22 protein-coding genes and 1 tRNA gene are annotated in these 20,853 nt (G+C 69.7%); 9 read left to right on the top strand and 14 right to left on the bottom strand.

Annotation, left to right across the window (positions count from 1 at the left end; all coding sequences use genetic code 11):
• Positions 1-36: 36 nt before the first annotated feature.
• Both M3Q23_03850 and M3Q23_03845 read right to left on the bottom strand, forming a co-directional pair.
• Complete coding sequence (locus M3Q23_03850) at positions 37-1,446, bottom strand: FAD-binding oxidoreductase (GenBank protein MDP9341245.1); 1,410 nt, start codon at positions 1,444-1,446, stop codon at positions 37-39.
• 90 nt (positions 1,447-1,536) lie between these two features.
• On the bottom strand, positions 1,537-2,418 hold the full coding sequence (locus M3Q23_03845; protein ID MDP9341244.1) for a G1 family endopeptidase: 882 nt from the start codon (positions 2,416-2,418) through the stop codon (positions 1,537-1,539).
• 66 nt (positions 2,419-2,484) lie between these two features.
• Between M3Q23_03845 and M3Q23_03840 the strand changes: the two genes are divergently transcribed.
• From M3Q23_03840 to M3Q23_03810, 7 genes are all read left to right on the top strand, one after another.
• On the top strand, positions 2,485-2,928 hold the full coding sequence (locus M3Q23_03840; GenBank protein ID MDP9341243.1) for a VOC family protein: 444 nt from the start codon (positions 2,485-2,487) through the stop codon (positions 2,926-2,928).
• 4 nt (positions 2,929-2,932) lie between these two features.
• The gene (locus M3Q23_03835) at positions 2,933-3,454 is read left to right on the top strand and encodes a hypothetical protein (protein MDP9341242.1); all 522 of its coding nucleotides are present in this window, start codon (positions 2,933-2,935) and stop codon (positions 3,452-3,454) included.
• 80 nt (positions 3,455-3,534) lie between these two features.
• Positions 3,535-4,002 carry a DUF2269 domain-containing protein gene (locus tag M3Q23_03830; GenBank protein MDP9341241.1) on the top strand — a complete coding sequence of 156 codons (468 nt, stop codon included), beginning with the start codon at positions 3,535-3,537 and terminating at the stop codon, positions 4,000-4,002.
• Positions 4,003-4,012: 10 nt separating this feature from the next.
• Positions 4,013-5,050, top strand: a complete 1,038-nt coding sequence (locus M3Q23_03825; protein ID MDP9341240.1) for a universal stress protein — start codon at positions 4,013-4,015, stop codon at positions 5,048-5,050.
• Between the two features lie 88 nt (positions 5,051-5,138).
• Entirely contained in the window at positions 5,139-5,495 is a 357-nt protein-coding gene (locus M3Q23_03820; GenBank protein MDP9341239.1) for an MBL fold metallo-hydrolase, read from the top strand.
• A complete protein-coding gene (locus M3Q23_03815; GenBank protein ID MDP9341238.1) occupies positions 5,495-5,869 on the top strand; it encodes an MBL fold metallo-hydrolase in 375 nt (124 codons plus the stop codon). The genes M3Q23_03820 and M3Q23_03815 overlap by 1 nt, the downstream gene beginning before the upstream one ends.
• A 325-nt stretch (positions 5,870-6,194) precedes the next feature.
• A complete protein-coding gene (locus tag M3Q23_03810) occupies positions 6,195-6,965 on the top strand; it encodes a 1-acyl-sn-glycerol-3-phosphate acyltransferase (protein ID MDP9341237.1) in 771 nt (256 codons plus the stop codon).
• A 35-nt stretch (positions 6,966-7,000) separates the two neighbouring features.
• Here the strand turns inward: M3Q23_03810 and M3Q23_03805 are convergent, their stop codons facing one another.
• Both M3Q23_03805 and M3Q23_03800 read right to left on the bottom strand, forming a co-directional pair.
• Positions 7,001-7,879, bottom strand: a complete 879-nt coding sequence (locus M3Q23_03805) for an LLM class flavin-dependent oxidoreductase (GenBank protein MDP9341236.1) — start codon at positions 7,877-7,879, stop codon at positions 7,001-7,003.
• Positions 7,876-8,505 (bottom strand): LysE family transporter, encoded by a 630-nt coding sequence (locus M3Q23_03800; GenBank protein ID MDP9341235.1) that lies wholly within the window; start codon positions 8,503-8,505, stop codon positions 7,876-7,878. The genes M3Q23_03805 and M3Q23_03800 overlap by 4 nt, the downstream gene beginning before the upstream one ends.
• A gap of 148 nt (positions 8,506-8,653) precedes the next feature.
• Here M3Q23_03800 and M3Q23_03795 point away from each other — a divergent pair, with 148 nt between their 5' ends.
• A complete protein-coding gene (locus tag M3Q23_03795; protein ID MDP9341234.1) occupies positions 8,654-9,106 on the top strand; it encodes a MarR family transcriptional regulator in 453 nt (150 codons plus the stop codon).
• A gap of 145 nt (positions 9,107-9,251) precedes the next feature.
• On the opposite strand, the gene M3Q23_03790 is transcribed toward M3Q23_03795, so the two are convergent.
• Together M3Q23_03790 and M3Q23_03785 are read right to left on the bottom strand one after the other, a co-directional pair.
• A complete protein-coding gene (locus M3Q23_03790; protein MDP9341233.1) occupies positions 9,252-11,378 on the bottom strand; it encodes a prolyl oligopeptidase family serine peptidase in 2,127 nt (708 codons plus the stop codon).
• Between the two features lie 96 nt (positions 11,379-11,474).
• Positions 11,475-11,563: transfer RNA gene (locus tag M3Q23_03785), tRNA-Leu, on the bottom strand.
• A gap of 92 nt (positions 11,564-11,655) precedes the next feature.
• Here M3Q23_03785 and M3Q23_03780 point away from each other — a divergent pair.
• Positions 11,656-11,859, top strand: coding sequence for a hypothetical protein (locus M3Q23_03780; GenBank protein MDP9341232.1), 204 nt, complete (start codon positions 11,656-11,658; stop codon positions 11,857-11,859).
• A gap of 40 nt (positions 11,860-11,899) precedes the next feature.
• On the opposite strand, the gene secG is transcribed toward M3Q23_03780, so the two are convergent.
• From secG to M3Q23_03740, 8 genes are all read right to left on the bottom strand, one after another.
• Positions 11,900-12,124 (bottom strand): preprotein translocase subunit SecG, encoded by a 225-nt coding sequence (gene secG / locus M3Q23_03775; GenBank protein ID MDP9341231.1) that lies wholly within the window; start codon positions 12,122-12,124, stop codon positions 11,900-11,902.
• 19 nt (positions 12,125-12,143) lie between these two features.
• Positions 12,144-13,205 (bottom strand): ABC transporter ATP-binding protein, encoded by a 1,062-nt coding sequence (locus M3Q23_03770; protein ID MDP9341230.1) that lies wholly within the window; start codon positions 13,203-13,205, stop codon positions 12,144-12,146.
• Positions 13,202-14,215 (bottom strand): ABC transporter ATP-binding protein, encoded by a 1,014-nt coding sequence (locus tag M3Q23_03765; protein ID MDP9341229.1) that lies wholly within the window; start codon positions 14,213-14,215, stop codon positions 13,202-13,204. Before M3Q23_03765 ends, M3Q23_03770 begins: the two co-directional genes overlap by 4 nt.
• Positions 14,216-14,257: 42 nt before the next feature.
• Complete coding sequence (locus M3Q23_03760) at positions 14,258-15,229, bottom strand: ABC transporter permease (protein ID MDP9341228.1); 972 nt, start codon at positions 15,227-15,229, stop codon at positions 14,258-14,260.
• 98 nt (positions 15,230-15,327) lie between these two features.
• Positions 15,328-17,247, bottom strand: a complete 1,920-nt coding sequence (locus M3Q23_03755) for an ABC transporter substrate-binding protein (protein MDP9341227.1) — start codon at positions 17,245-17,247, stop codon at positions 15,328-15,330.
• A 99-nt stretch (positions 17,248-17,346) separates the two neighbouring features.
• Entirely contained in the window at positions 17,347-18,366 is a 1,020-nt protein-coding gene (locus M3Q23_03750) for an ABC transporter permease (protein MDP9341226.1), read from the bottom strand.
• Positions 18,367-18,471: 105 nt separating this feature from the next.
• Entirely contained in the window at positions 18,472-19,740 is a 1,269-nt protein-coding gene (locus tag M3Q23_03745) for an alkaline phosphatase family protein (protein MDP9341225.1), read from the bottom strand.
• A 106-nt stretch (positions 19,741-19,846) separates the two neighbouring features.
• Positions 19,847-20,554 carry a GNAT family N-acetyltransferase gene (locus M3Q23_03740; protein MDP9341224.1) on the bottom strand — a complete coding sequence of 236 codons (708 nt, stop codon included), beginning with the start codon at positions 20,552-20,554 and terminating at the stop codon, positions 19,847-19,849.
• Between the last annotated feature and the right edge of the window lie 299 nt (positions 20,555-20,853).

The following is a 20,853-nucleotide window of genomic DNA, read 5'->3' as shown; positions in this document are numbered from 1 at the left end:
TCGGCGGACGAGCCCTCCGGCCCTGCCGCTATCGCTCTAGGGAAGCAGGACGCCCGGGTTCAGGATGCCCGAGGGATCGAGGACCCTCTTCACCGCGCGCAGCACCGCCAGGCCCTCCTCCCCGAGCTCCGCGGCCATGAACCGGGCCTTCAGCCGGCCCACGCCGTGGTGGTGGGTGATGGTCCCTCCCACCATCAGGCACGCCTGCACCGCGCCCTCCCAGGTAGCCAGGTACCGGCCCTCCACGTCACGGTCGTCCGACCCCCGGACCAGGAACGTGAAGTACAGCGACGAGCCGGCCGGATAGACGTGCGAGAGGTGGCATCCCACGATCTCGGCGCCGGCCAGGAGCGCCTCGCGCACCCGTCCGTACAACGCCGGGATCCGGCTCCACACCGCGGCCACCTCCATGGTGTCGACCACGGTGCCCGGTCCGAAGGCACGATCGGGGCCCATGATTCGGCGATACAGGCCGACAGCGTCGTTTCGATGCACCCACCAGTGCTCGCCGTACGCCGGTCCCAGCTCGCGGCCGCCGGCCGCGTTCGCCCGGGTGGTGGCCTCGGCCATGCGTTCCGCCAGGCCGGCGGCATCGGCGGCGAACCCCACGATGGCGGCGGAACCACCCGCGTGCCCCAGGCGGCCGAACGCCAGGGTGGCGTCCGCCTCGTCGTATCCCCGCACCACCACCGACCCCACGCCGGCCGCCTCGATCGCCCGCATCGCCTCGATGCACGCTTCGAACGAGTCGAACCCGAACCCCGCCCACGCGTATCCGAGCGGCCGCGGCCGGCACGCCAGGACCGCCCCGGTCACCACGCCGAGCGTTCCCTCCGAGCCGATGAACAGGCGGCGAAGGTCCGGGCCCGCCGCGGACCGAGGGACGGGCTTCAGCCGGACCACGGCTCCTCCCGCCAGCACCACCGTCATGCCGAGCACGAGGTCCTCGATGGCCCCGTATCCCGACGAGGCCTGCCCGGCCGAAGAGGCGGCGATCCACCCGCCGACCGTGGACAGCTCGATGGACTGGGGGTAATGACCGGTCGTGAGCCCCTTCGCCTCCAGGGCCGCCTCCAGGACGGTGCCCCCGATCCCCGCCTCCACCTCGACGGTCCGCGACACGGTGTCGATGCCGAGCACCCGGTCCATCCGCGACAGGTCCACCACGACGGAGTCCGCGGACGTGAAGCCGCCCCCGCTGACCCCGGACCCCCCACCACGGGGAACGATGGGCGTCCCGGTCTCCTGGGCCCACGCCAGGACGGTCGCCATCTCCTCCGTGGACCGGGGGAGCACGGCCGCCGCGGGGAGCACCGGCTGGTCGCCCCGCACCCCGGCCAGCAGGGCCAGCGCGGACATGTCACGGGCCTTCGGCGCCAGCTGGGCCGGGTCCCGGCTCACCCGGTCCGGGGGCAAACGAGGGACGAGCGAGTCGAGCGGGTCCATCCGCCGGATACTAGGCGGTCCCTGCGAACGTGCCCCGACGACGAGGGCCGGGCGCGCCGGGCGCCCGGCTCCTTCACGAGACGGTTGCCCCTACCGGGGCGCCGCGCAGGTCGATGCGTACGTGCAGTCGTTGAAGGCGGTCCCGCCCTTGGGGGCCGACGGCGTGGCCAGCACGGCGCCATTGAAGTCGACCAGCTGGATCGCCTCCGGCGCCTTCAGGGCCGCGCTCGTCCCGTTGGTGGTGGCGCCGGTGAACTTCACTGCTCCCAGGCTCGGCAGCGGGCCGATGCTCACGTTGCCCTGGTCGTCGATGACCACAGGGGTCTCCTCGATCCACTCCGCGGTGGCGTGGGTCGAGCTGTACGGAACGGTCTGGGTGAACGTCTTCCCGGTGGTCAGGTTCTTGACCAGGATCGTCCACACGTTGGAGCCGGTCGGATTCTCGGAGATCGACACGAACATCTTGTCGCCGGCCCTCACGGGGAAGCCGGAGATGGTGATCGACGGCGCCGGGATGAGCTCCCACCACGCCGAGTAGGACGCGCGGCCCTTGGAGTCCACGTCTTGCTCGGTCCCCGCCTGGATCAGCGTCGAGTCGGTTACCGTGCAGTCGGCATTGACACATCCGCCGCCGATGCCGACCCAGCTCGACGAGTACTCGTTCTCACCCGCCTTGTGGGCCTTGGCCGTGGGGACGACCCAGGTCCCGATACCGAGCTGAACAGCTTCCCGTTCTGCTCCAGCGTCCCCTGGTTGTAGCCGGACCAGTTGTTCGATTGGTTGGCCCCGACCACCACGATGGGACGGTGCCAGAGCATCGGTGCGGAGGCGCCGGCCGGTCCCACCATGGTGAGCGCGAGGGCCAGCGTGCCCGCCGCCACCAGCGAACGTCGCTTCACGGTTCGTTCCTCCCCTGTTCGGTCGCGGCCGGACGCCCCGGCCGCGGGCACGGGGCAGGTACCCGGGGGGCACGTGCCCCTAAACACATCGCCTGAAGTGTCACGTACACTGCGGCGATCCGGGCAGAAGGGGGCCAGCATGGGGGGCTTTCCGGTCGAGGGCATGGAGCTCACGCATCTGCTCGTGGTGCGCGATGCCGAGCGCTCCCGGGACTTCTACCGGGACGTGCTGGGCGCGGACCTGTACCGCGAGTACGGCGGCACGTCGGTGGTCATGCGGTTCCTCGGGACGTGGCTGCTGCTGGTCACCGGCGGGGGGCCGACGGAGGACAAGCCGGGCGTGACGTTCGCCCCGCCGGCCGACCCCGGCACCGTGAGCCACGAGATGACTATCCGGGTCCCCGACTGCCGCGCGGCCTACGAGACCCTGCGCTCCCGGGGCGCCGAGTTCCTCACCCCGCCGGTGGAGTACGACTGGGAGGTCCGGTGCTTCTTCCGGGACCCCGACGGCCACCTCCTGGAGATCAGCGAGGCCAAGTCGGCGCCCGAGGCACGCCGTTTGTCCTCCGAGCAGCCCGGGTAGGTCCGTGATCGCGGCCACCGTATGGGCCGCGAGGCGAGCTCGACGGACCCGGGACCTGCGCTCGACGTTCGGACCGGAGTACGACCGTACGGTGCAGAGCCGCGGAAGCCGGCAGGACGCCGAGTCCGAGCTCCAGGCCCGGCGCCGGCGCCGCGAGCAGCTCACCATCCGGCCGCTGGCCCCGGAGGAACGCGAGCGCTACCGGGGAGAGTGGCAGGCGGTCCAGAGCCGCTTCGTCGACCAGCCCGGTGCCGCCGTCCGTGAGGCCGACCTGCTGGTCACCCGGGTCATGCGCGACCGCGGCTATCCCATGGAACAGTTCGAGCAGCGGGCCGCCGATGTCTCCGTCGACCACCCGAACGTGGTCCAGAACTACCGCTCGGCCCACGCCATCCACATCCGGATGAAGTCGGGCGACGAGAGCACGGAGGCGCTCCGTCAGGCCATGGTCCACTACCGGGCCCTGTTCGCCGAGCTGCTGGAGATGCCGGACGAGCGCGGCCAGACCTTCGCCTCCCAGGCGTAGCGGGACCGGCGGGCCACCCCAGCGCGTTGCCCGATTGGCGAGCATCACGGTAGGCTCCACCGATCGGGGAAGGGATCCGCGTGTACGCGTGGCTCGTCTTCATCCACATCATCGGGGTCCTCGGGTTCCTGTTCTCCCACGGAGTCACCGCCGCCATGGCCCTGCGCCTCCGTCACGAGCGCAACCCGGACAAGATCCGTGTGATGCTCCAGGTCTCGAGCTCCTCCACCGGCGTCTTCTACATCTCGATCCTGCTGCTGCTGTTCGGTGGGATCTGGGCGGGGTTCAATGGGCACTGGTGGGGCCAGGGGTGGATCTGGGTGGCCCTGGGGGTGTTCGTCGCGAACATGGCCTTCATGTACGCGGTGGCGGCGCCGTACTACCGGCGGGTCCGCAACGTCATGCGGATCCAGGAGTCGGGCGGGACCGCCGTCGCCGCGGAGGACCTGGACGGGGTGCTCCGCTCCACCGTCCCCACCGTGACCGTGTGGGTGGGAATGCTGTCGATCGGCTTCATCGCCTACCTGATGGTCCTGAAGCCGTTCTAGGGGCGAGTTGATGGCGTACCGGACGATCGCCGTGGGAACGGACGGGTCGGAGACGGCCCGCATCGCGGAGCGCGTGGCCGTCCGGCTGGCCCGGGCCTCGGGCGGCCGGGTGGTCGCCATCTCGGCGTATCGCGACGAGGCCGGCGAGCACCGGGCCGTGGCCGCGGTCGACGCCGCACGAGCGAAGGCGGAATCGAGCGGCGTCGAGGCCCAGATCGAGCTGACCCACGCCGAGCCGGCGAAGGCCATCACGGAGATCGCCGACCGCTCCGACGCCGACCTCATCGTGGTGGGGGACATCGGGATGGGCGGCCCCCGCCGGTTCCGGCTGGGGGGCATCGCCGACGAGGTCTCCCACACCATGCCGTGCGACCTGCTGATCGTTCGAACCTCCCGACCGGAGCGGGCGGCACGGCCCGGCGAGTACCGATCCGTCCTCATCGCCACGGACGGTTCGGGCACGGCCGACCACGCCGCCCGGGTGGGCCAGGAGTTCGCCAGCGTGATGGGCGCGACGATCAGCCTGGTGAACGTGGGCGAGGAGGCGATGGGCCGAATCGTGCTGCGCGACGCCGCGGAGCGGCTGGGCCATCCGGAAGCACCCATGCACGTCCTGTCAGGTGATCCGGGCGATCGAATCGTGGAGGTCGCCGGTTCGGAAGGAGCGGACCTCGTCGTGGTGGGCAACAAGGGCATGGCCGGCGCCCTGCGCTTCGTGATGGGGGCGGTGCCGAACAAGGTCTCCCACAACGCTCCGTGCGACGTGCTGATCGTGAACACGGTGGGCCGCTCGCTGGACGACCTGGAGCCGGGCGAGGGCGCCATCGTCGTGGTGGACGGGAAGAAGGTCGCGGCCTTTCGAGCCGAGGACGGCTCGCTGGTGACGCTGTCCCCCAAGTGCAAACACATGGGGTGCACGGTGGGCTGGAACCACCGGGCCAGGACGTGGGATTGCCCCTGCCACGGCAGCCGCTACGAGAGCGACGGCCAGGTCCGCAACGGCCCCACCCGCCACCCGCTGGACCCCGTGGAGATCCAGGGAGCCTGAGCTCGGCGCCAACCGGCCCGATCCAGCTTCTCGAGCACCCCGTGCTGACCGCCGTGCTGCCAGGTTTCGGCCGTGCGAGGATTCGCACATGGAGGTGGCCGATCGGATCCATCGGCGAACGCTCGGCGTCGCCAACTGGTACCTGTTGGAGGACGGCGGACGGCTGACCGTGGTCGACGCGGGGACGCCCGCCGACTGGCACACGCTCGAGCCGGCGGTCAGGTCGCTGGGGAGGACGCTCGACGATGTTGAGGCGGTCCTGCTCACCCACGCTCACAGCGACCACACGGGCTTCGCGGAGCGGGCCCGCTCGGAAGCGCACAAGCGCGTGTTCATCCACGACGCCGATGCCGAACAGGCCAAAGGCGCCAAGCCGCCCAAGAACCAGGCCGGATTCACGCGGTACCTCCTCCGTCCGGAGGCCTACCGCACGCTATCGGGCTGATGCGGCAGAAGGGCATGAACATCGTCCCGATCGCCGAGCTCACCACGTTCACCGACGGGGAGGCGATCGACGTTCCCGGACGCCCCCGCGCGATCCACATGCCGGGCCACACAGCCGGCAGCTGCGCCATCTGGTTCGAGCAGCGCTCGGTGGTTTGCCCGGGCGATTCGCTGGTCACCCTCAACCCGCTGACCGGCCGGAAGGGGCCGCAGGTCGCGCCGGACGGTCTCAACCTGGACAGCGACCAAGCCCTGAAGTCCCTCACCGCTCTCCAGCGAACTGGCGCAACGATCCTCCTGCCCGGACACGGCGACCCGTGGACAAAGGGTGCCGGCGAAGCCGTGCGTCAGGCCCGTGCCGCAGGCCGTTCCTGACACGGCCCGGGCCGCTACTCCCCCACGGAGCCAGCTTCCGCTCCGGCTCTTCGGTGGCCCGCTCCACGACACGAGGAGCGCCCGGTAGGGCTGAGCCCTCCTCGTGCGCTGCTCCACGACGACCGGTACCGGCGCGGCTCGACGGGGTCGGCAGGACCCCCGAGCTCCAGGGAACGAATATCCCCTTGCGGTATGTCCTGATGCGGATCGCGACCCACGACTACTTCCACATCGGCGTGATCGCCTGCCAGCGGGACCGCGTGGGCCATTCGGTCGGCGACTACCCCGGCCTGCTGGCAGGGGCCCTGTAGGATCCCCGTCAGCCATGGATGCCCTGTACCGCTCGGTCGTCCGCGTTGCGCTGGCCACCCTGAAGATCATGCGGTGGGACGTAACGGTGACCGGCGCGGAGCACATCCCGGCGGCCGGCCCCGCGCTCCTCGCCTCCAACCACATCGGATACCTCGACTTCGTCTTCCTCGGCGTGGCCTCCCATGAACGAGATCGCCTGGTCCGGTTCATGGCCATGGAGGAGGCCTTCCACCACTGGTTGGCGGGGCCACTGCTGCGGGGAATGCACCACATCCCGGTGGATCGGTACGGGCACGGCGCGCCCGCGCTCGGCGAGGCCACCCGGGCCCTGGAGGCGGGAGAGGTCGTGGGCATCCATCCGGAGTCGAGGATGAGCCCGGCCCTCATGCCCATGGCCGGCAAGACGGGTGCGGCGCGCATGGCCCTGTCCACGGGTGCGCCGCTGATCCCTGCCGCGGTGTGGGGAAGCCAGCGGATCCTGCCTCGTCACCGCCGGCCCAAGTTCCCCCGGCACGTCGCGATCTCGGTGAAGGTCGGGCCGCCCATTCCCGTCGACGAGTCCACGGAGCCCGACGAGCTGACCGACGAGCTCATGGCGCGGATCGGGACCCTGCTCGGCGAGGCCATCGGGGACTACCCACAGGCCCCTACGGGAACCGGCCGGGCGTGGTGGTGGCCGGCGCATCTCGGCGGAGGCGCGCCCACCGTCGACGAGGCCGACGCGAGATGGGGACGGGAGAAAGACCGCCGGGCCCGCGAGCGCCGGTCCTCCGCCGCCGGCTGAATGACCGTCGGGCGTTCCCCGCGTGCTTCGGTGTCCTAAGCCCGGGCAGCGGCTCGCACGGCTGGGATCACCTCTCGAGCCAGGCGCTCGGCCTGTTCCCGCTGGTCCGGCCCGGCCGGGCAGAAGTTCATCGCGGTGAACCCGAGCTTCAGGAACCCCGTCAGCCGCTCCGCCACCGCCTCCGGTGGCCCCGAGATCACGGAGGGGTCGTCGGTGGATCGCTCGTCCACGCGGATGTCCAGGTTGTAGACGCAGGTGATCTCCTCGGGTTCGCGGCCGGCCTCCTGCGCCGCCCCCAGGATCCGGTCCCGCATCGCCGGAACGTCCTCCGGAAGGGCGGCCTCATACGTCGGAATCCAGCCGTTGGCAAGCCGACCCGTCACGCGGAGCGCTCGATCGCCGTACGTCCCCAGCCAGATGGGGATGCGATGCTCGGGCTTCGGTTCGATCTGGGCTTCCACCGTCCGGTACAGCCGGCCCTGGAATGTGAAGCTGCGCTCTGACCACAGCCCGCGGGCGATGCGGATGGCTTCCTCCATGCCGTCGACCTTGTCGCGCGGAGTGCGCTCGCCGAGCCCGAACGCCCGGAACTCCTCGTCCGAATACCCACCTCCCAGCCCGAGGATCAACCTCCCTCCCGACAGCCGGTCGAGGGTCTCGGCCATCTTCGCGACCACCGCCGGGTTCCGGTACGGAACGGCGAGGACGCGCGGGGCCACGCGGATGCGCGACGTCGCCGCGGCGATCCACGAAAGCAGGGTCCACGTCTCGTACCTCGGCTCGGTGCCGTGGAGGTGGTCGTTCGTCGAGATGAAGTCGTAGCCGAGGTCCTCCGCCCTCCTGGCGTCGGCCACCGGATCGGTCCCCGGCGCCGCGGACGGCGAGACGTTCAGTCCGAACGAGATTGCGGTCATGTCCCCATCACCCCTTGCGTCAGAAGCCACACGCCCAATCCGGCCAGGACGGTGCCCAGCCCCCGGCGGACCCACAGCTGAACACGCTGGCCGGCCCGGCGGACGCCGAGCCCGCCCAGCAGAACCACGCCGACGTCGCCCACGCCGGCCCCGGCCATCAGCGCCAACGCCGCGAAGACCGCGGTCCCGCGGCCTCCCAGCTGCGTGGCGGACCCCAGGAGGGGGGAGGCCACCGCGCCGAGGAAGAGCCACGCGCCCGGGTTGACCAGGACCGCCAGCGCTCCTCGGGCCGCGGGAGGAAGGGCCCGACGTTCGCTGGCGGCTCGAACGGCCTCGTGGGCGGATCGAATGCCGTCCACGGCCAGCCAGATCAGCAACACGCCGCCGACCACCTTCAGGACCCGGAGCGCGGGGCCGCTCGGAGGAGCGACCGAGAGCCCCAGGGCCAGCGAGACCAGCAGCAGGCCGAACGTGAAGTTTGCCCCGGCCAGGGCGCGGAGCCCTCGACCCACCCCGCCCCGCACCGACTCCGCCAGCAGCACGGCCTGGACCGGTCCCGGCGCGCTGGCCAGGGCGACCCCCAGGCCGAGCCCGGCCAGCACCGGCGAGAGTGTCACCGCCGTCACCGGGCGAGCTCCCAGGACCCTCCGCCCTCCTCGATCATCGGGATCGCGCCCTTCCTCAATGTCTTTCGCATGACAAACTTTGCAAGGCGAAGGATAGCATCGGCGATACTTGTAGGTGCAAGTTCCTGAGGACTACACTTCCAGTCACATGGACACGACCCTGGACGAGAAAGAGCTCCGGGCGTGGCAGGCCCTCCTGCACGCCCACCACGACGTGGTGTCCAAGCTCGACGCCGATCTCCGCGACGAGCACGGGCTCACCTTCGGCTCGTACGACGTGCTGCTCCGCCTGGCCCGGGCGCCGGGCCGGTGTCTACGGATGACGGATCTGGCCCGGCGGGTGCTGATGTCGCCGAGCGGGCTCACCCGGATGGTGGACCGGCTGGTCAGCCAGGGGCTGGTGCAGCGGGAACGCTTCGACGGGGACGCGCGCGTCATGCTGGCGCGACTGACGGACCGGGGCCGCCAGGTCCTCCGTCAGGCCGCCCGGACCCACGTGCGCGGCATCCGCCAGCACTTCACCGGCAAGCTCAGCGAGGCCCAACTGCGCAACGTGGCCTCGGGCCTCGAGACCGTCACCGGCCCCCACGAACCACACTGACCCCTGAGACCGGACGAACCGCGAGGCGTTTCCACGTGAACGCAAGGTTGCGGTGGAGTCCAATCGCAGTCTCGCGCCGCACGCCCTGGTCTCACCTGGGCTCGCCGACGTGCGGTACCGGCTTCCCGCCCGCCGGAGCCGGCCATCAATCAGTCTCCATAACAAGCGCGTCACGCAGGAACCGAAGCTCGAGCAGAAGGAGGTTCTCCGCCACGACTTCCTCTTTGGCCATGTGACTGGCCCCCGAGAGCGGGAGGAAGGTGTGCGGGCGGCCCGCCTCGAGGAATGCCCGCGACAGCCGGAGGGAGTTGGCAACGAACACGTTGTCGTCGGCGAGCCCATGGATCAGAAGGATCGGACGCTCCAGCCTCCACGCGTCGTCTATGAGCGATTCGCGCCGGTACACCTCCGGCTCCTCGTCGGGGTGGCCCAGGTACCGCTCCGTGTAGTGGGTGTCGTAGAGGCGCGGGTCGGGGCCGGGAGCACCGGCGACGGCCGCGTGGAACACCTCAGGATGGCGCAGCACGGCCGCCACCGCGAGATGTCCGCCGAACGACCAGCCCCGGATCGCCACCCGGCCAAGGTCGATGAACGGGAACCGCTCCGCCGCCGCGTGCAGGGCGTCGATCTGGTCCTCGAGCGGTGGTGCGGTCAGGTCCCGGTAGACCGCGCGCTCCCACGCGGTGCCACGGCCCGGCGTTCCCCGGCCGTCGGCCGCCAGGACCGCGAAGCCCTGGTCGGCGAACCACTGCGACTCGAGGAACCGGTCCCGGGCCCGGACAACCCGCTGGAACCCCGGCCCCCCGTAGGGATCGAGGAGGACCGGGAGAGACCCCTCGGGCTCCCTGCCGCCCGGGAGGAGCAGGGCGGCCCGGAGCTCGCGCGTTCCCGCGAGAAAGAACGTCGGCTTCGCCTCGACCACCGGGGTCTCGGCACGCGAGGCGATCGTGGCGAGAACCTCCCCGCGCCGGTAGACGGTGGTGGTGGGGGCATCCTTGAGCGTCGCTGAGGTGATGACCAGGACATCCCCTTCCGCGGCCGCATCGTGGACGCCGGGGGCCTCGGTGAGCCGCTCGACGGCTCCGTCGGGCGACCACCGCCAGACGTGCTCCTCCGTGGGGTCCTCCGAGGCGCCGAATATCACGCCCGCGTCCGCATGGATGATCCGGCGGACCTGAAGACCGGGAGGGGTGACGGGTGTGCCGTCGACGACGAGGCGTCGGGTGTCGTCCGCGTCCACAGTGCACACCAAGCGGCCATCCTCCGTCCAGGCGGGCGAGCCGGGCACCAGCTCCACCCAGGCCCAGTCGCGATCCTCGCGGACGAGGGACGTCTCCCCGCGCTCGCCGACCGTCAGGATCCGGGTCAGCCGCTGGTCCCGCGACTGCACGAGGAGCGTGAGCGCCGTCCCCTCGCTCCAGACCACGCGAGCCAGGTACTCGAACCGCACCCGGTCCCACTGCACCTCCACCCGTGAGCCGTCCAGCCCCAGGACGTGAAGGGACACGTCCGCGTTCGGCGTCCCGGCCGCCGGATACCGCACGGCACGTGGCACCCCATCGGGATCGACGGCGTCGAAGATGTGCCAGGTCGTGACCCGGCCCTCGTCGACCCGCGCGGCCGCGAGGCGGCTCCCGTCCGGTGACCACCAGAACCCTTCCGCGCGATCCATCTCCTCCGCAGCCACGAACTCGGCGAGCCCCCAGGACTCGTCCGGGTCGTCGTCGGCGGCGAGCACCCGATCCTCGCCTTCGAGCTCGATGACGCGCAGGGCGCGAGCGGCGACGTAGGCCACGCACCGGCCGGTCGGATCGATCCGCGGATCGAAGACCGGTACGACCGCGGGCAGCTCGCGCGATTCGCCGCTGAGGAGGTCGGCCACGAACAGCCTCCCTCCGACCGAGAAGGCTGCGACGGTGACCGCCCGGTCCGTCGAGTAGGCGACGACACCTCCGGCCCGTTCCCGGACCCGCTCCCGCCTCGCCAACTCCTCGGGCGGCAGTTCGGTCTCGCCGGCATCCCGACTGCGGGGATCGAAGACGAGCCGCTCCCGAGCCCCGGGGAGGTCGAGGACCCACAGCCCGGTCGCCGAATCGTCCCCGGCGAAGGAACGGAGGAACACCACCCTGGAGCCGTCCGGCGAGACCGTGAAGCCCCGCGGCCGCCCCAGGATGAACCGCTGCGTCCTGGCCTGCTGCCTCGGAAACGAGCCCCCGCCAGGTACCTGAGCGTCGCTCGCAGAGGATCGTTCGCCACGTTCGAGGCACGGCATCCTCGCAGCCTACCCGTCGCCTTGTAGCGCAATGCGACAAATCGGTGCCGCTCGCCATGGCGGAGCGCTCGAGGCCCGAGCAAAACCGCAGGTAGATGGTGTCGGAGGGGGGATTTGAACCCCCACGGGCTATGCGCCCACTAGGCCCTCAACCTAGCGCGTCTACCTGATTCCGCCACTCCGACGAGACGCCAGCCAGTATAGCGACGGGCACCCGGGCACCCGGGCACCGGGCGGGTCTACGATGGGTGCGAGCCCCCCAAGGATCGGAGGCCGCATGTCCCAGCACGAGGGATCGAAGGCCGACAGCACGGGCACGAACCATCCCCAGGACGACGAGGAGGAGGTCGACGAGGTCGACGAGGCGTTGATGGAGACCTTCCCCGCCAGCGACCCGCCTTCCTGGATGGCCGGGTCCGGTGAGCAACACGAAGAGGAACCCGAAGAGGAAGAGGCTCCGCCTCCACCACCCAAGGAGTGAGTGCTCAGCTCGTCGAGCGTCGAGCGGGCCGTCCTCGGCCCTAGTGCCACTTCCAGGCGAGCCAGAACGTGCACAGGCCGAACAGGATGGCCGTGACCACGGTGATCTTGTCCAGCCGCTTCTCCACCGCGGTGCCGCCGGACAGGCCGGCGCCTCCTCCGAACATGTCGGACAGCCCGCCCCCCTTTCCGGAATGGAGGAGGACGAACACCACGAGGAACAGCGCAGAAATGATGTCGACGATCAGCACGAACAGGTTGAACACGAACGGTCTCCTCTAGCTTCTAGCCGGGTAGGAGCGCCCCGGTCACGGAGCGGTCCTCGAGCGGGAAGTGGCACGCCGCCACCTGCCCCTCGTGGAACGGCTCCAGCGGCGGCTCCTTCTCCTTGCAGATGGGGAACTGGGCGCGGGGACAGCGCGGGTGGAACCGGCACCCCGACGGCGGGTCGATCGGTGAGGGCACGTCGCCCTCCAGGATGATCCGCTTCTTCTGGCCCGCGATGTCCGGGTCCGGGATCGGCACCGCGGACAGCAGCGCGCCCGTGTAGGGGTGCTTGGGGTTCCGGTACAGCGAGTAGCCCGGGGCCATCTCCACGATCTTGCCCAGGTACATCACCGCGACCTGGTCGGACACGTGGCGGACCACCGACAGGTCGTGGGCGATGAACAGGTAGGTCAGCTTGAACTCCTCCTGGAGGTCCTCCAGCAGGTTCAGGATCTGGGCCTGGATCGACACGTCGAGCGCCGACACCGGCTCGTCGCACACGATCAGCTTGGGACGCAGGGCCAGGGCCCGGGCCACGCCGATGCGCTGGCGCTGGCCGCCCGAGAACTCGTGGGGGAACCGGTTGTAGTGCTCGGGGTTCAGCCCCACCAGCTCCATGAGCTGCTGGACTTCCTTCTTGATGCCGCCCTTGGGGACGGTCCCGTGGAGCCGGAACGGCTCGCTGATGATCGAACCGACGGTCTTGCGGGGGTTCAGCGAGGCGTAGGGGTCCTGGAAGATCATCTGCATGTCCCGGCGGAGGTCGCGGAGCTCGCGTCGCCGGATGTGGGTGATGTCGCGTCCCTCGAAGGAGATGGTCCCCTCGGTGGCGTCGTACAGCCGCATGATCACGCGGGCGAGGGTGGACTTCCCGCAACCGGTCTCCCCCACCAGCCCGACGGTCTGGCCCTTGTAGACCTCCAGGTCGACGCCGTCCACCGCGTGCACGTTGCCGATGCGGCGCTGGATGATGATCCCCCGGGTGATCGGGAAGTACTTCTTCACCCCCACCAGCTTGACGAGCGGCTCTTCCTTGGTGTGGGGGGCCTGCTCGACCCGCTCGGTCACCTGGACGCTCATTTGCGGATCAGCACCTCCTCCTTGAAGATGCGTTCCTTGTCCTCCAGCGATAGGTGGCACGCCGAGGCGTGATGCCCGTTGGCCGGCAGCAGCGCCGGCACCTCGACCTTGCACCGGTCGAACACGTAGGGGCACCGCGGGTGGAACGGACAGCCCGGCGGCACGAAGATGAGCGAGGGCGGCAGGCCCTTGATGGGCTGGAGCCGCTCCTGCTGCTCGAGGTCCAGCCGCGCGATCGACCGCAGCAGACCCCAGGTGTACGGATGGTGGGCGCCGTAGTAGATGTCCCGGCGATCGCCGTGCTCCACGGGCCGGCCGGCGTACATGACCATGATGTCGTCGCAGTGCTCGGCCACCACGCCCAGGTCGTGGGTGATGATGACCACGGCGGCGTCGAACTCCTGCTTCAGCCGGTCGATGAGGTCAAGGATCTGCGCCTGCACCGTCACGTCGAGCGCGGTGGTGGGCTCGTCCGCGATCAGCAGGTCGGGGTTCAGGGACAGGGCCATGGCGATCATGGCCCGCTGGCGCATGCCTCCCGAGAACTCGTGCGGGTACTGGTTCGCCCGCTCCTGGGGGCGGGGGATGCCGACCCGGCGGAGCATCTCCACGGCCTGGGCGTGGGCCTCCTTCTTCGAGACCCGCTGGTGCGCCCGGATGGCCTCGCCGATCTGCGATCCGACCCTGTAGTAGGGGTGCAGCGAGGTCATGGGGTCCTGGAAGATCATGCTGATCTTGCTGCCCCGGACGTTGCGTAACTCGTCGGCGGGGAGCTTCAGGAGGTCCTGTCCGCGAAACAGCACCTCGCCCGAGACCTTCGCGGTCTTGCGGTTGATGAGCCCCAGGACCGTGAGGAACGAAACGCTCTTGCCCGAGCCGGACTCCCCCACCACGCCGAGGGTCTCGCCCGGGGCGATAGTGAACGACACGCCGTCCACCGCCTTGACCAGGCCGTCCTCGGTTGGGAAATGAACCCGTAGATCCTTGACCTCGAGAAGCGGTTCAGCCACCCGGCCCCCTCACGACGACGACAACGCCCGGGTGGGCGTCGATCAACTGTACCTCACCCGTGGGTCGAGGAACGCGTACACGATGTCGACGATGAGGTTCGCCACCACGATGAAGAACGAGGCGAACACGGTCACGCCCATCACCGCCGGGAAGTCGTTCCTCCGGATGGACTGGATGGCGTAGCGGGCGATGCCGTCGAGGTTGAACACCGTCTCGGTGATGACCGCACCACCCAGCAGGACTCCGATGTCCATCCCGAACATCGTCACGATCGGCGTGAGGGCCGAACGTAGCCCGTGCTTGAAGATGACTCGCCGCTCCGACAGTCCCTTGGCCCGGGCTGTACGGATGTAGTCCTCCGACATGGTCTCGATGAGGTTGGCCCGGGTCATCCGGGCATAGAAGGCGGCGAAGGCCAGCGACAGCACGACCCAGGGCAGGACGAAGCTGCCGTGGAGCGCGCCTCGTAGCACGCTCATCCCCTGGGGGATCCCGCTGCCTGGGACCAGATGTAACTTGAACCAGAAGATGTACAGGAACACGTAGGCCAGCCAGAACACCGGCAGCGACACCCCGAGCAGGGCGAAGATCATGCCCGAGCGGTCGAAGATGGAGCGCCGCCGGATGGCCGACACCACCCCGATGGGAATCCCCATGATGAGCCACACCGCGGCGGCCCCGATGGTCAACGTGATGTCCACCGGCAGCTTCGAGTAGATGTTCTCCTTGACCGGCACGAAGTCCGACCACGAGAAGTAGACCTGCTTGTTCAGGAAGAACCCCGGCCACGGGATGAGGCCCTTGGCGAAGCGCAGGTACTGGACCCACACGGGCTTGTCCAGGCCGAGCGCGATGCGGGCCGCGTGGATCGTCTGCGGGGTGGAGGTGCGCCCCGCCGCCCGCCGGGCAGGGTCGCCCGGAGGAAGCTTCACGAAGATCAGGAAGGTGAGGCCGGAGACGATCCAGAGCACCAAGATCAGGAACAGGATTCGTCGGATCAGATACCTGATCATCGGATCACCCCTACCTTACTACGCCGCCGTCTGCAAATGGGAGGGGGGCCTGTCGCCAGGCCCCCCTCCACCTCTTTCCTCGGTCGTCGCCTCCGGACCTAGCCGGTGACCCCGACCTGGTCGAGCGCCATCAGCCCGGCGAACTGGTCGAACTGGTAGTTCACCAGTCTCGAGCTGAAGACGTCGACGTTGTTGTCGAACAGGTACGGAACCCATGGCACGACGTTCTCCATGAGGTCCTTGTCGACGTTTGCCCAGCAGGTGACCCGCGTGTCTCCGGTCTCCGCGGTGCACTTGGTCATCGCGGCGTCCACGGAGGGAACGCTGGCAACCTTGTATCCGTCCTTCGACAGGGTCTTCGCGCTGGCACCCACCAGGGCGTAGTTGCAGCACGCGTCCGGCCCGATGCTGTCGCCACCGAACAGCGGCGGCCCAAAGGTGAACGCGTCCGCGTAGTCCTTGCCCCAGGCCGGGCTCGGGCAGAACGCCACGTGCGCCGTCGGGTCGTTGCACTTGGCGTACATGGTGGTCCGCTCGAAGGACTTGATGTCCAGCGTGATGCCGAGCGGAGCCAGGTTCTGCGCGATCAGCTTGGTCTGCTGCGGGTAGGGGTCGCCCTGGTCGATCACGGTCAGGACGTTCTTGCACTCAGGAGCGTCACACACCCCGTCGCCGTTGGTGTCGTACTTCGACTGCTTCATCGCGTCCTTGGCTTTCGCGATGTCGCCTCGTGAGTTCGCCGTGGCGTACGGGTCGTACGTCTTGAGCTGGTCCCCTTCCAGCGAGTCCACCATGATGTGGCCGGCGATGTCGCCGAACGCGGGACCACCCCGCAGCTTCCGCAACCCGTCCTTGTCGATCGCGAAGTTCACCGCCTTGCGGACCGCGATGTCGTCGAACGGTGGCTCCGCGATGTTCATGGAGATGTACCGGACGGCGTCGGACGGGTGGATCTGGACCTGATCCTTCAGGTTCGGGTCCGTCTCGTACTTCTGGAGCTGGTCCGTCGGCGGGACGCCGTCGAACACCTCGTCCAGCTCACCGGAGTCGACCTTGGCCGCAAGGTCCTCGGAAGAGGCCGACGTGATCTGCATGTCGATCTCGTCCACGTACGCCTTGCGGAGGTCGTCGGTGGAGCTGTCCCAGTTCGGGTTCCGCACGAAGATGATCGACTTGCCGGGGACGTACCCGGCGGCCGGCTTCTGTCCCGCGGCCGGCTTGGTGTAGTCGATCTGGTCGGCGCCCTGGAACATGTACGGCCCGGTCGCGGACAGGAACCGCCCGAAGTCCTTCTCGTGCCCGTCGGCGATGCCCAGCTGGGCGTTGCCCGAGGGCGACGGCGGGATCGGGGCGGTCGCCGGCATGGCGAACCGGAACGGCAGGTCGCCGGCCGGCTGGGTCAGGGTCACGACGAGCGTGTTGTCGTCCGGCGTGGCGAGGCCCGAGATGGTCTTGACCTTGCCACCGGAGAAGTCGTCGAAGCCCTTGATGACCGAGAAGTAGAACGAGTACCCACCGGCGGCGCACTCCGTGCAGGCCTCGCGTTCGAGGGCCCGGACGATGTCGCCGGAGGTCACCGTGGCGGTGATCGGCGGGGCGTACTTGATGCCCGGCTTCAGCTTGAAGGTCCAGGTCAGCCCGTCACTCGACACCGTGGGCGGCTCGCTGGCCAGGTCCGGGAACACCTCGGCGCCGTGCTGCGCCGTGTCGTGTCCGTTGTAGGACATGAGCGTCCGGAGCAGACAGCACCGGAGGAACTCCCACGTGACCGAGTAGTACTCCTTCTGCGGGTCGAACGCCGCGCTGACGTCGGACGTCAGCGCCAGGCGCAGGGTGCCGCCCGGAGTCACCGTCGGTCCCGTCGTACCGGTCGGGCCGGTGCCCGTGTTGCCGGTGTTTCCCGTCGGGCCGGTGCCAGTGGCGCCGCCTGAAGTGGTGGTGGAACTCTTCCCACAGGCCGCCGCCACGATGGCGATGATGCCCACCAGCGCGAAGTACCGCAAATATCGTTTCGTCACCTAACCCCCCTTCGATGAAGGAACCCAACTGAATGCAGCATCGATCGATCTCTCGGGACGTACCTCCTTTCCCCTTCTCGTTGCCGAAGAGTTATACGGTCATCTGGCGGTTCGGGGATCGAGCGCGTCCCGCAAACCGTCTCCCACCAGGTTGAACGCGAGCGTCGTCAGGAACAGGAAGAAGCCCGGGAAGACCATGGTCCACCAGGCGTACGTGAAGGTGTTGGCGGCCTGCTCCAGCATCTGCCCCCACGATGTCGTGGTCGGCGGCACCCCCACGCCCAGAAACGACAGCGCCGCCTCGAACAGGATGTTGTTCGGGATGATCAGGGTCGTGTACACGAGGATGGGAGCGACCACGTTCGGCAGGATCTCCCGGAACATGATCCGGAAGTTCGAGGAGCCCAGGGCGCGGGCGGCCTCCACGAACTCCTTCTCGCGAAGGGACAGCACCTGGCCCCGGACGATACGGGAGATGTACGGCCACGAGAACAGCCCGATGATGTAGGAGACGAGGAGCAGGCCCGGCTTGATGATGCCCCCCAGGCAGCCGGGCTGGCCACCTCCCGGCGGCGGGAGGCTGCAGGCGGCCGCCAGCCCCAGCGCGATCAGCAGGACCGGCATGGACATCACGATGTCGGTGATCCGGGACAGGAACGTGTCGACCTTGCCCCGGTAGAACCCGGCGAACAGGCCCACCGTCACCCCGACCACCACCGCGATGCTCGTGGAGAACAGCGCCACGATCAGCGAGGTCCGGGCCCCGTACCACACCCGCACGAAGACGTCGGATGCGTTGACGTCGACGCCGAACCAGAAGTCCTTCCCCGGCCCCTTCGGGAACGGGATGAAGAACGGCGGGGGTCCCGTGTTGAGGGCCCGGTTGATGAAGACCTGGTTGGGCCCCTTGTGCGTCCAGTGGGAGATGAGTGGGGCCCCGGCCGCCATGACGATCATGAAGATCACGAAGAAGATGCCGACGAAGGCGAGCTTGTCCCCCTTGAACCGGGCCCAGAAGAGGTCCCATGGACTCCGGCCCACGACCTGCTCGCTCGGTGCGCCGCGTCCGGGACCGGGTTCGGCCGGACCCGTGACCGGCTCGACCGCGATCTGCGCCATCCGCCCTCCTCGTCACCGCGTGACGGCCGACGACGCCGGCCGTCCCCGATCGAAGCTCCCTGAACGAAATATACGCTTCCGGGTGCCTCCGCGGAGTGGACTGTTTCAGTCCCGGAGCAGGCCGGTCAAGAGGGGAAGGACCTCCACCCCCCGGAGGGACCCGAGCGACCCGTGCGCGGCCACGTGCTCCCCGAACGACGGGGAGCCGTCCGGGGTGACCGGTCCGCCGGAGACCACCAGCGGAACGGGGTCGGCCGTGTGCGCCTTCCGGAGGCAGGAGGTGGCGTGGTCCGCCGTCACCGCGACCACGGTCCGGCGCGGGTCGACGCGGCCGAGGACCTCCCCGAAGAAGGCCCGGTCGATCGCGGCGATGACGTCGCGCTTGTCCTCCGCCCGGCCGTCGTGGGCGGGGACGTCCGGTCCCTTGATGTGCACGTACAGGGCGTCGAAGCCCTCCAGGGCCTCGGCGGCGAGGGATGCCCACGCCGCGAACCCCTCGTCCGAGCCGTCCAGCTGGGGGGCGCCGACCTCCTCCATGCCCAGCACCAGGGCGATCCCGCGTTCCACCGGCATCTCCACGAAGCACCCCCAGGCGGGGCCGAATCGCTGCTTGATCGGCTGGAGGTGCGGGACGTGGTCGCCGCCGTCGCGGGTCAGGATGAGGTTCGCCGGAAGCCGGCCGGCCCGGCGCCGCTCGGCGTTGACCGGTGAGGCGTCCAGCAGCTTCGCCGCGCCATCCACGAACGCGTTGGTGAGGTCGGCGGCCCGCCGGGCCTCGGGAGTGTCCTCGAGCGGCTCGGCCCGAGCCACCTGGTTCGGGAACGTCTCCAGCGCCACGCCCAGGGCTCCCTGCCTGGCATAGGCGGGGTCGGTGTTGCCGACCGCGGCCGAGAGGGGGGTCCCGTCGGTGGACCGGATGACCAGGACCCCTCGGTGCTCCACGGTGGCCCGCAGCTCGAACGTGGCTCCGGGCAGCCGGAGGCCGGCGTTCACCTCGTCGGCCAGGGCGTGGGCTTCCTCCGAGGAGAGGTCCCGGCCCACCCGCCGGTCCACGATCTCGGTCCCGTCGGCGGTGGCGAAGTTGATCCGGTAGGCCAGGTCGCCGTCGCGGTAGTCCATCCCGGAGCCGATGGCCTCGATCACCCCCCGGCCCGGATGCTCCTCGGCCGGGTCGTACCCCAGGATCCCGAACACCCCGGCGTCCGACTCGGGGGCAACACCCGGTCCCACCGTGAGCACTGTTCCCGTGCGTCCGTGCTGGACCAGGGAGTCCAGGAACGGCGTGGCCGCCGCCTCCAGCGGCGTCCGGCCGTCGAGCTCCGGGATCGGATCGTCGGCCAGCCCGTCCAGGCACACGTAGAGCAGCTGTCGCATGGGACCGGCATCGTAGCCTGGAAAACCCGTTTCGCCCGGCCGTGTCGGCGGCTGCCGCGGGGCCCCCGCGGCCCCGCCTGCAAGCGTTCCTGCGGCCTCTCTGCCGCTACTCCAGCTCGCGGGTGCGGTAGTGGTAGCGGTACGCGGTCTCGAAGCCCATTCGTGCGTACAGGCGGTGGGCTGGTTCGTTCTCGACCTCGACCTGGAGGTAGGCGTTCGAGGCCTCTCGTTCGCGCGCCCATCGGGCCAGCGCGTGCAGGACTGCCGTGGCGGCGCCGCGGCTTCGGTACTGGGGGCTGGTTCCCATGGAGTAGATCCCCAGCCAGCCCCGCTCCACGACTCCCATGCCCACCGCGGCCGGAACGCCTTCCAGCTCGAGGAGGGCGAACCCGGTGGCCGGGGCGATCCGTTCCAGGATCCTCTGGCGCATGGTCCCGGCGTCGCTGCGCTGGAACAGCTCGTTAGTGGTGGCCAGCCACCGATCGTCGATCTCCTCCTCGACCAGGACTGCGGCGGGCGCGGGGCCCGCCGTTCGGTCCAGCACGTCGTCGAGGGCTGCCGTCTGAACGTGAACGGGCGCCTCCACCTGGAACCCGAGCTCGGCCAGGACGGCGTCGAGGTCGGGCGGCCGCGCCGCTGGCGAGATCTGGTAGCGAACGGTGCCACCCCACCGTGCGTAGAACTCGTGGACGAGCGCTATCCGGTCCGCCAGCGGGACCTCATCTCGTCCGGCCAGCGGCAACACCGAGCTCGACCGCCGAGCCCGAACCCCCGGCGTGAACCGCAGCCGCCACCCATCGACCACCTGCACCACGAACGCAGGCCAAGCATTCGCAGCGAGCTCGTCGAGGAGCCGAGCATCAACGTGTGCCGAGGGTGATTCTGGGTTCACGGCGCCGAAGGCTACCGCTTCACGCTTTGGGTCCGAACCCGCCGCAGCGAGACGGCTGCCTGGATCGCTTGCAGGCGGGGTCGCGGGAGGTGGGGGGACCGCGGAGGAACGCGGTGCGGAGTCGAAGGGACCGGCCGGCGACCCCCGCTCGCGTTCCGGCCGCGGTGGGCCCTGGGCCCCCCGCGGCAGCCGCCGACCCGGCCGGGCAGCACGGGTTTGCC

The organism is Actinomycetota bacterium, from assembly GCA_030774015.1.
GTDB lineage: Bacteria > Actinomycetota > UBA4738 > UBA4738 > JACQTL01 > JALYLZ01.
Note: the sequence above shows the minus strand (reverse complement) of the source record. Positions and strands in the feature narration are given on the sequence as shown.

Excerpts from the sequence above, each read along its gene's own strand:
- M3Q23_03780 (MDP9341232.1), top strand. The coding sequence starts at position 11,656 with ATGTCCCAGCACGAGGGATCGAAGGCCGACAGCACGGGCACGAACCAT.
- M3Q23_03825 (MDP9341240.1), top strand. The coding sequence starts at position 4,013 with ATGGCGTACCGGACGATCGCCGTGGGAACGGACGGGTCGGAGACGGCC.
- M3Q23_03840 (MDP9341243.1), top strand. The coding sequence starts at position 2,485 with ATGGGGGGCTTTCCGGTCGAGGGCATGGAGCTCACGCATCTGCTCGTG.
- M3Q23_03815 (MDP9341238.1), top strand. The coding sequence starts at position 5,495 with ATGCGGCAGAAGGGCATGAACATCGTCCCGATCGCCGAGCTCACCACG.
- M3Q23_03805 (MDP9341236.1), bottom strand. The coding sequence starts at position 7,879 with ATGACCGCAATCTCGTTCGGACTGAACGTCTCGCCGTCCGCGGCGCCG.
- M3Q23_03745 (MDP9341225.1), bottom strand. The coding sequence starts at position 19,740 with ATGCGACAGCTGCTCTACGTGTGCCTGGACGGGCTGGCCGACGATCCG.
- M3Q23_03810 (MDP9341237.1), top strand. The coding sequence starts at position 6,195 with ATGGATGCCCTGTACCGCTCGGTCGTCCGCGTTGCGCTGGCCACCCTG.
- M3Q23_03770 (MDP9341230.1), bottom strand. The coding sequence starts at position 13,205 with ATGAGCGTCCAGGTGACCGAGCGGGTCGAGCAGGCCCCCCACACCAAG.
- M3Q23_03750 (MDP9341226.1), bottom strand. The coding sequence starts at position 18,366 with ATGGCGCAGATCGCGGTCGAGCCGGTCACGGGTCCGGCCGAACCCGGT.
- M3Q23_03760 (MDP9341228.1), bottom strand. The coding sequence starts at position 15,229 with ATGATCAGGTATCTGATCCGACGAATCCTGTTCCTGATCTTGGTGCTC.
- M3Q23_03820 (MDP9341239.1), top strand. The coding sequence starts at position 5,139 with ATGGAGGTGGCCGATCGGATCCATCGGCGAACGCTCGGCGTCGCCAAC.
- M3Q23_03850 (MDP9341245.1), bottom strand. The coding sequence starts at position 1,446 with ATGGACCCGCTCGACTCGCTCGTCCCTCGTTTGCCCCCGGACCGGGTG.
- M3Q23_03790 (MDP9341233.1), bottom strand. The coding sequence starts at position 11,378 with ATGCCGTGCCTCGAACGTGGCGAACGATCCTCTGCGAGCGACGCTCAG.
- M3Q23_03795 (MDP9341234.1), top strand. The coding sequence starts at position 8,654 with ATGGACACGACCCTGGACGAGAAAGAGCTCCGGGCGTGGCAGGCCCTC.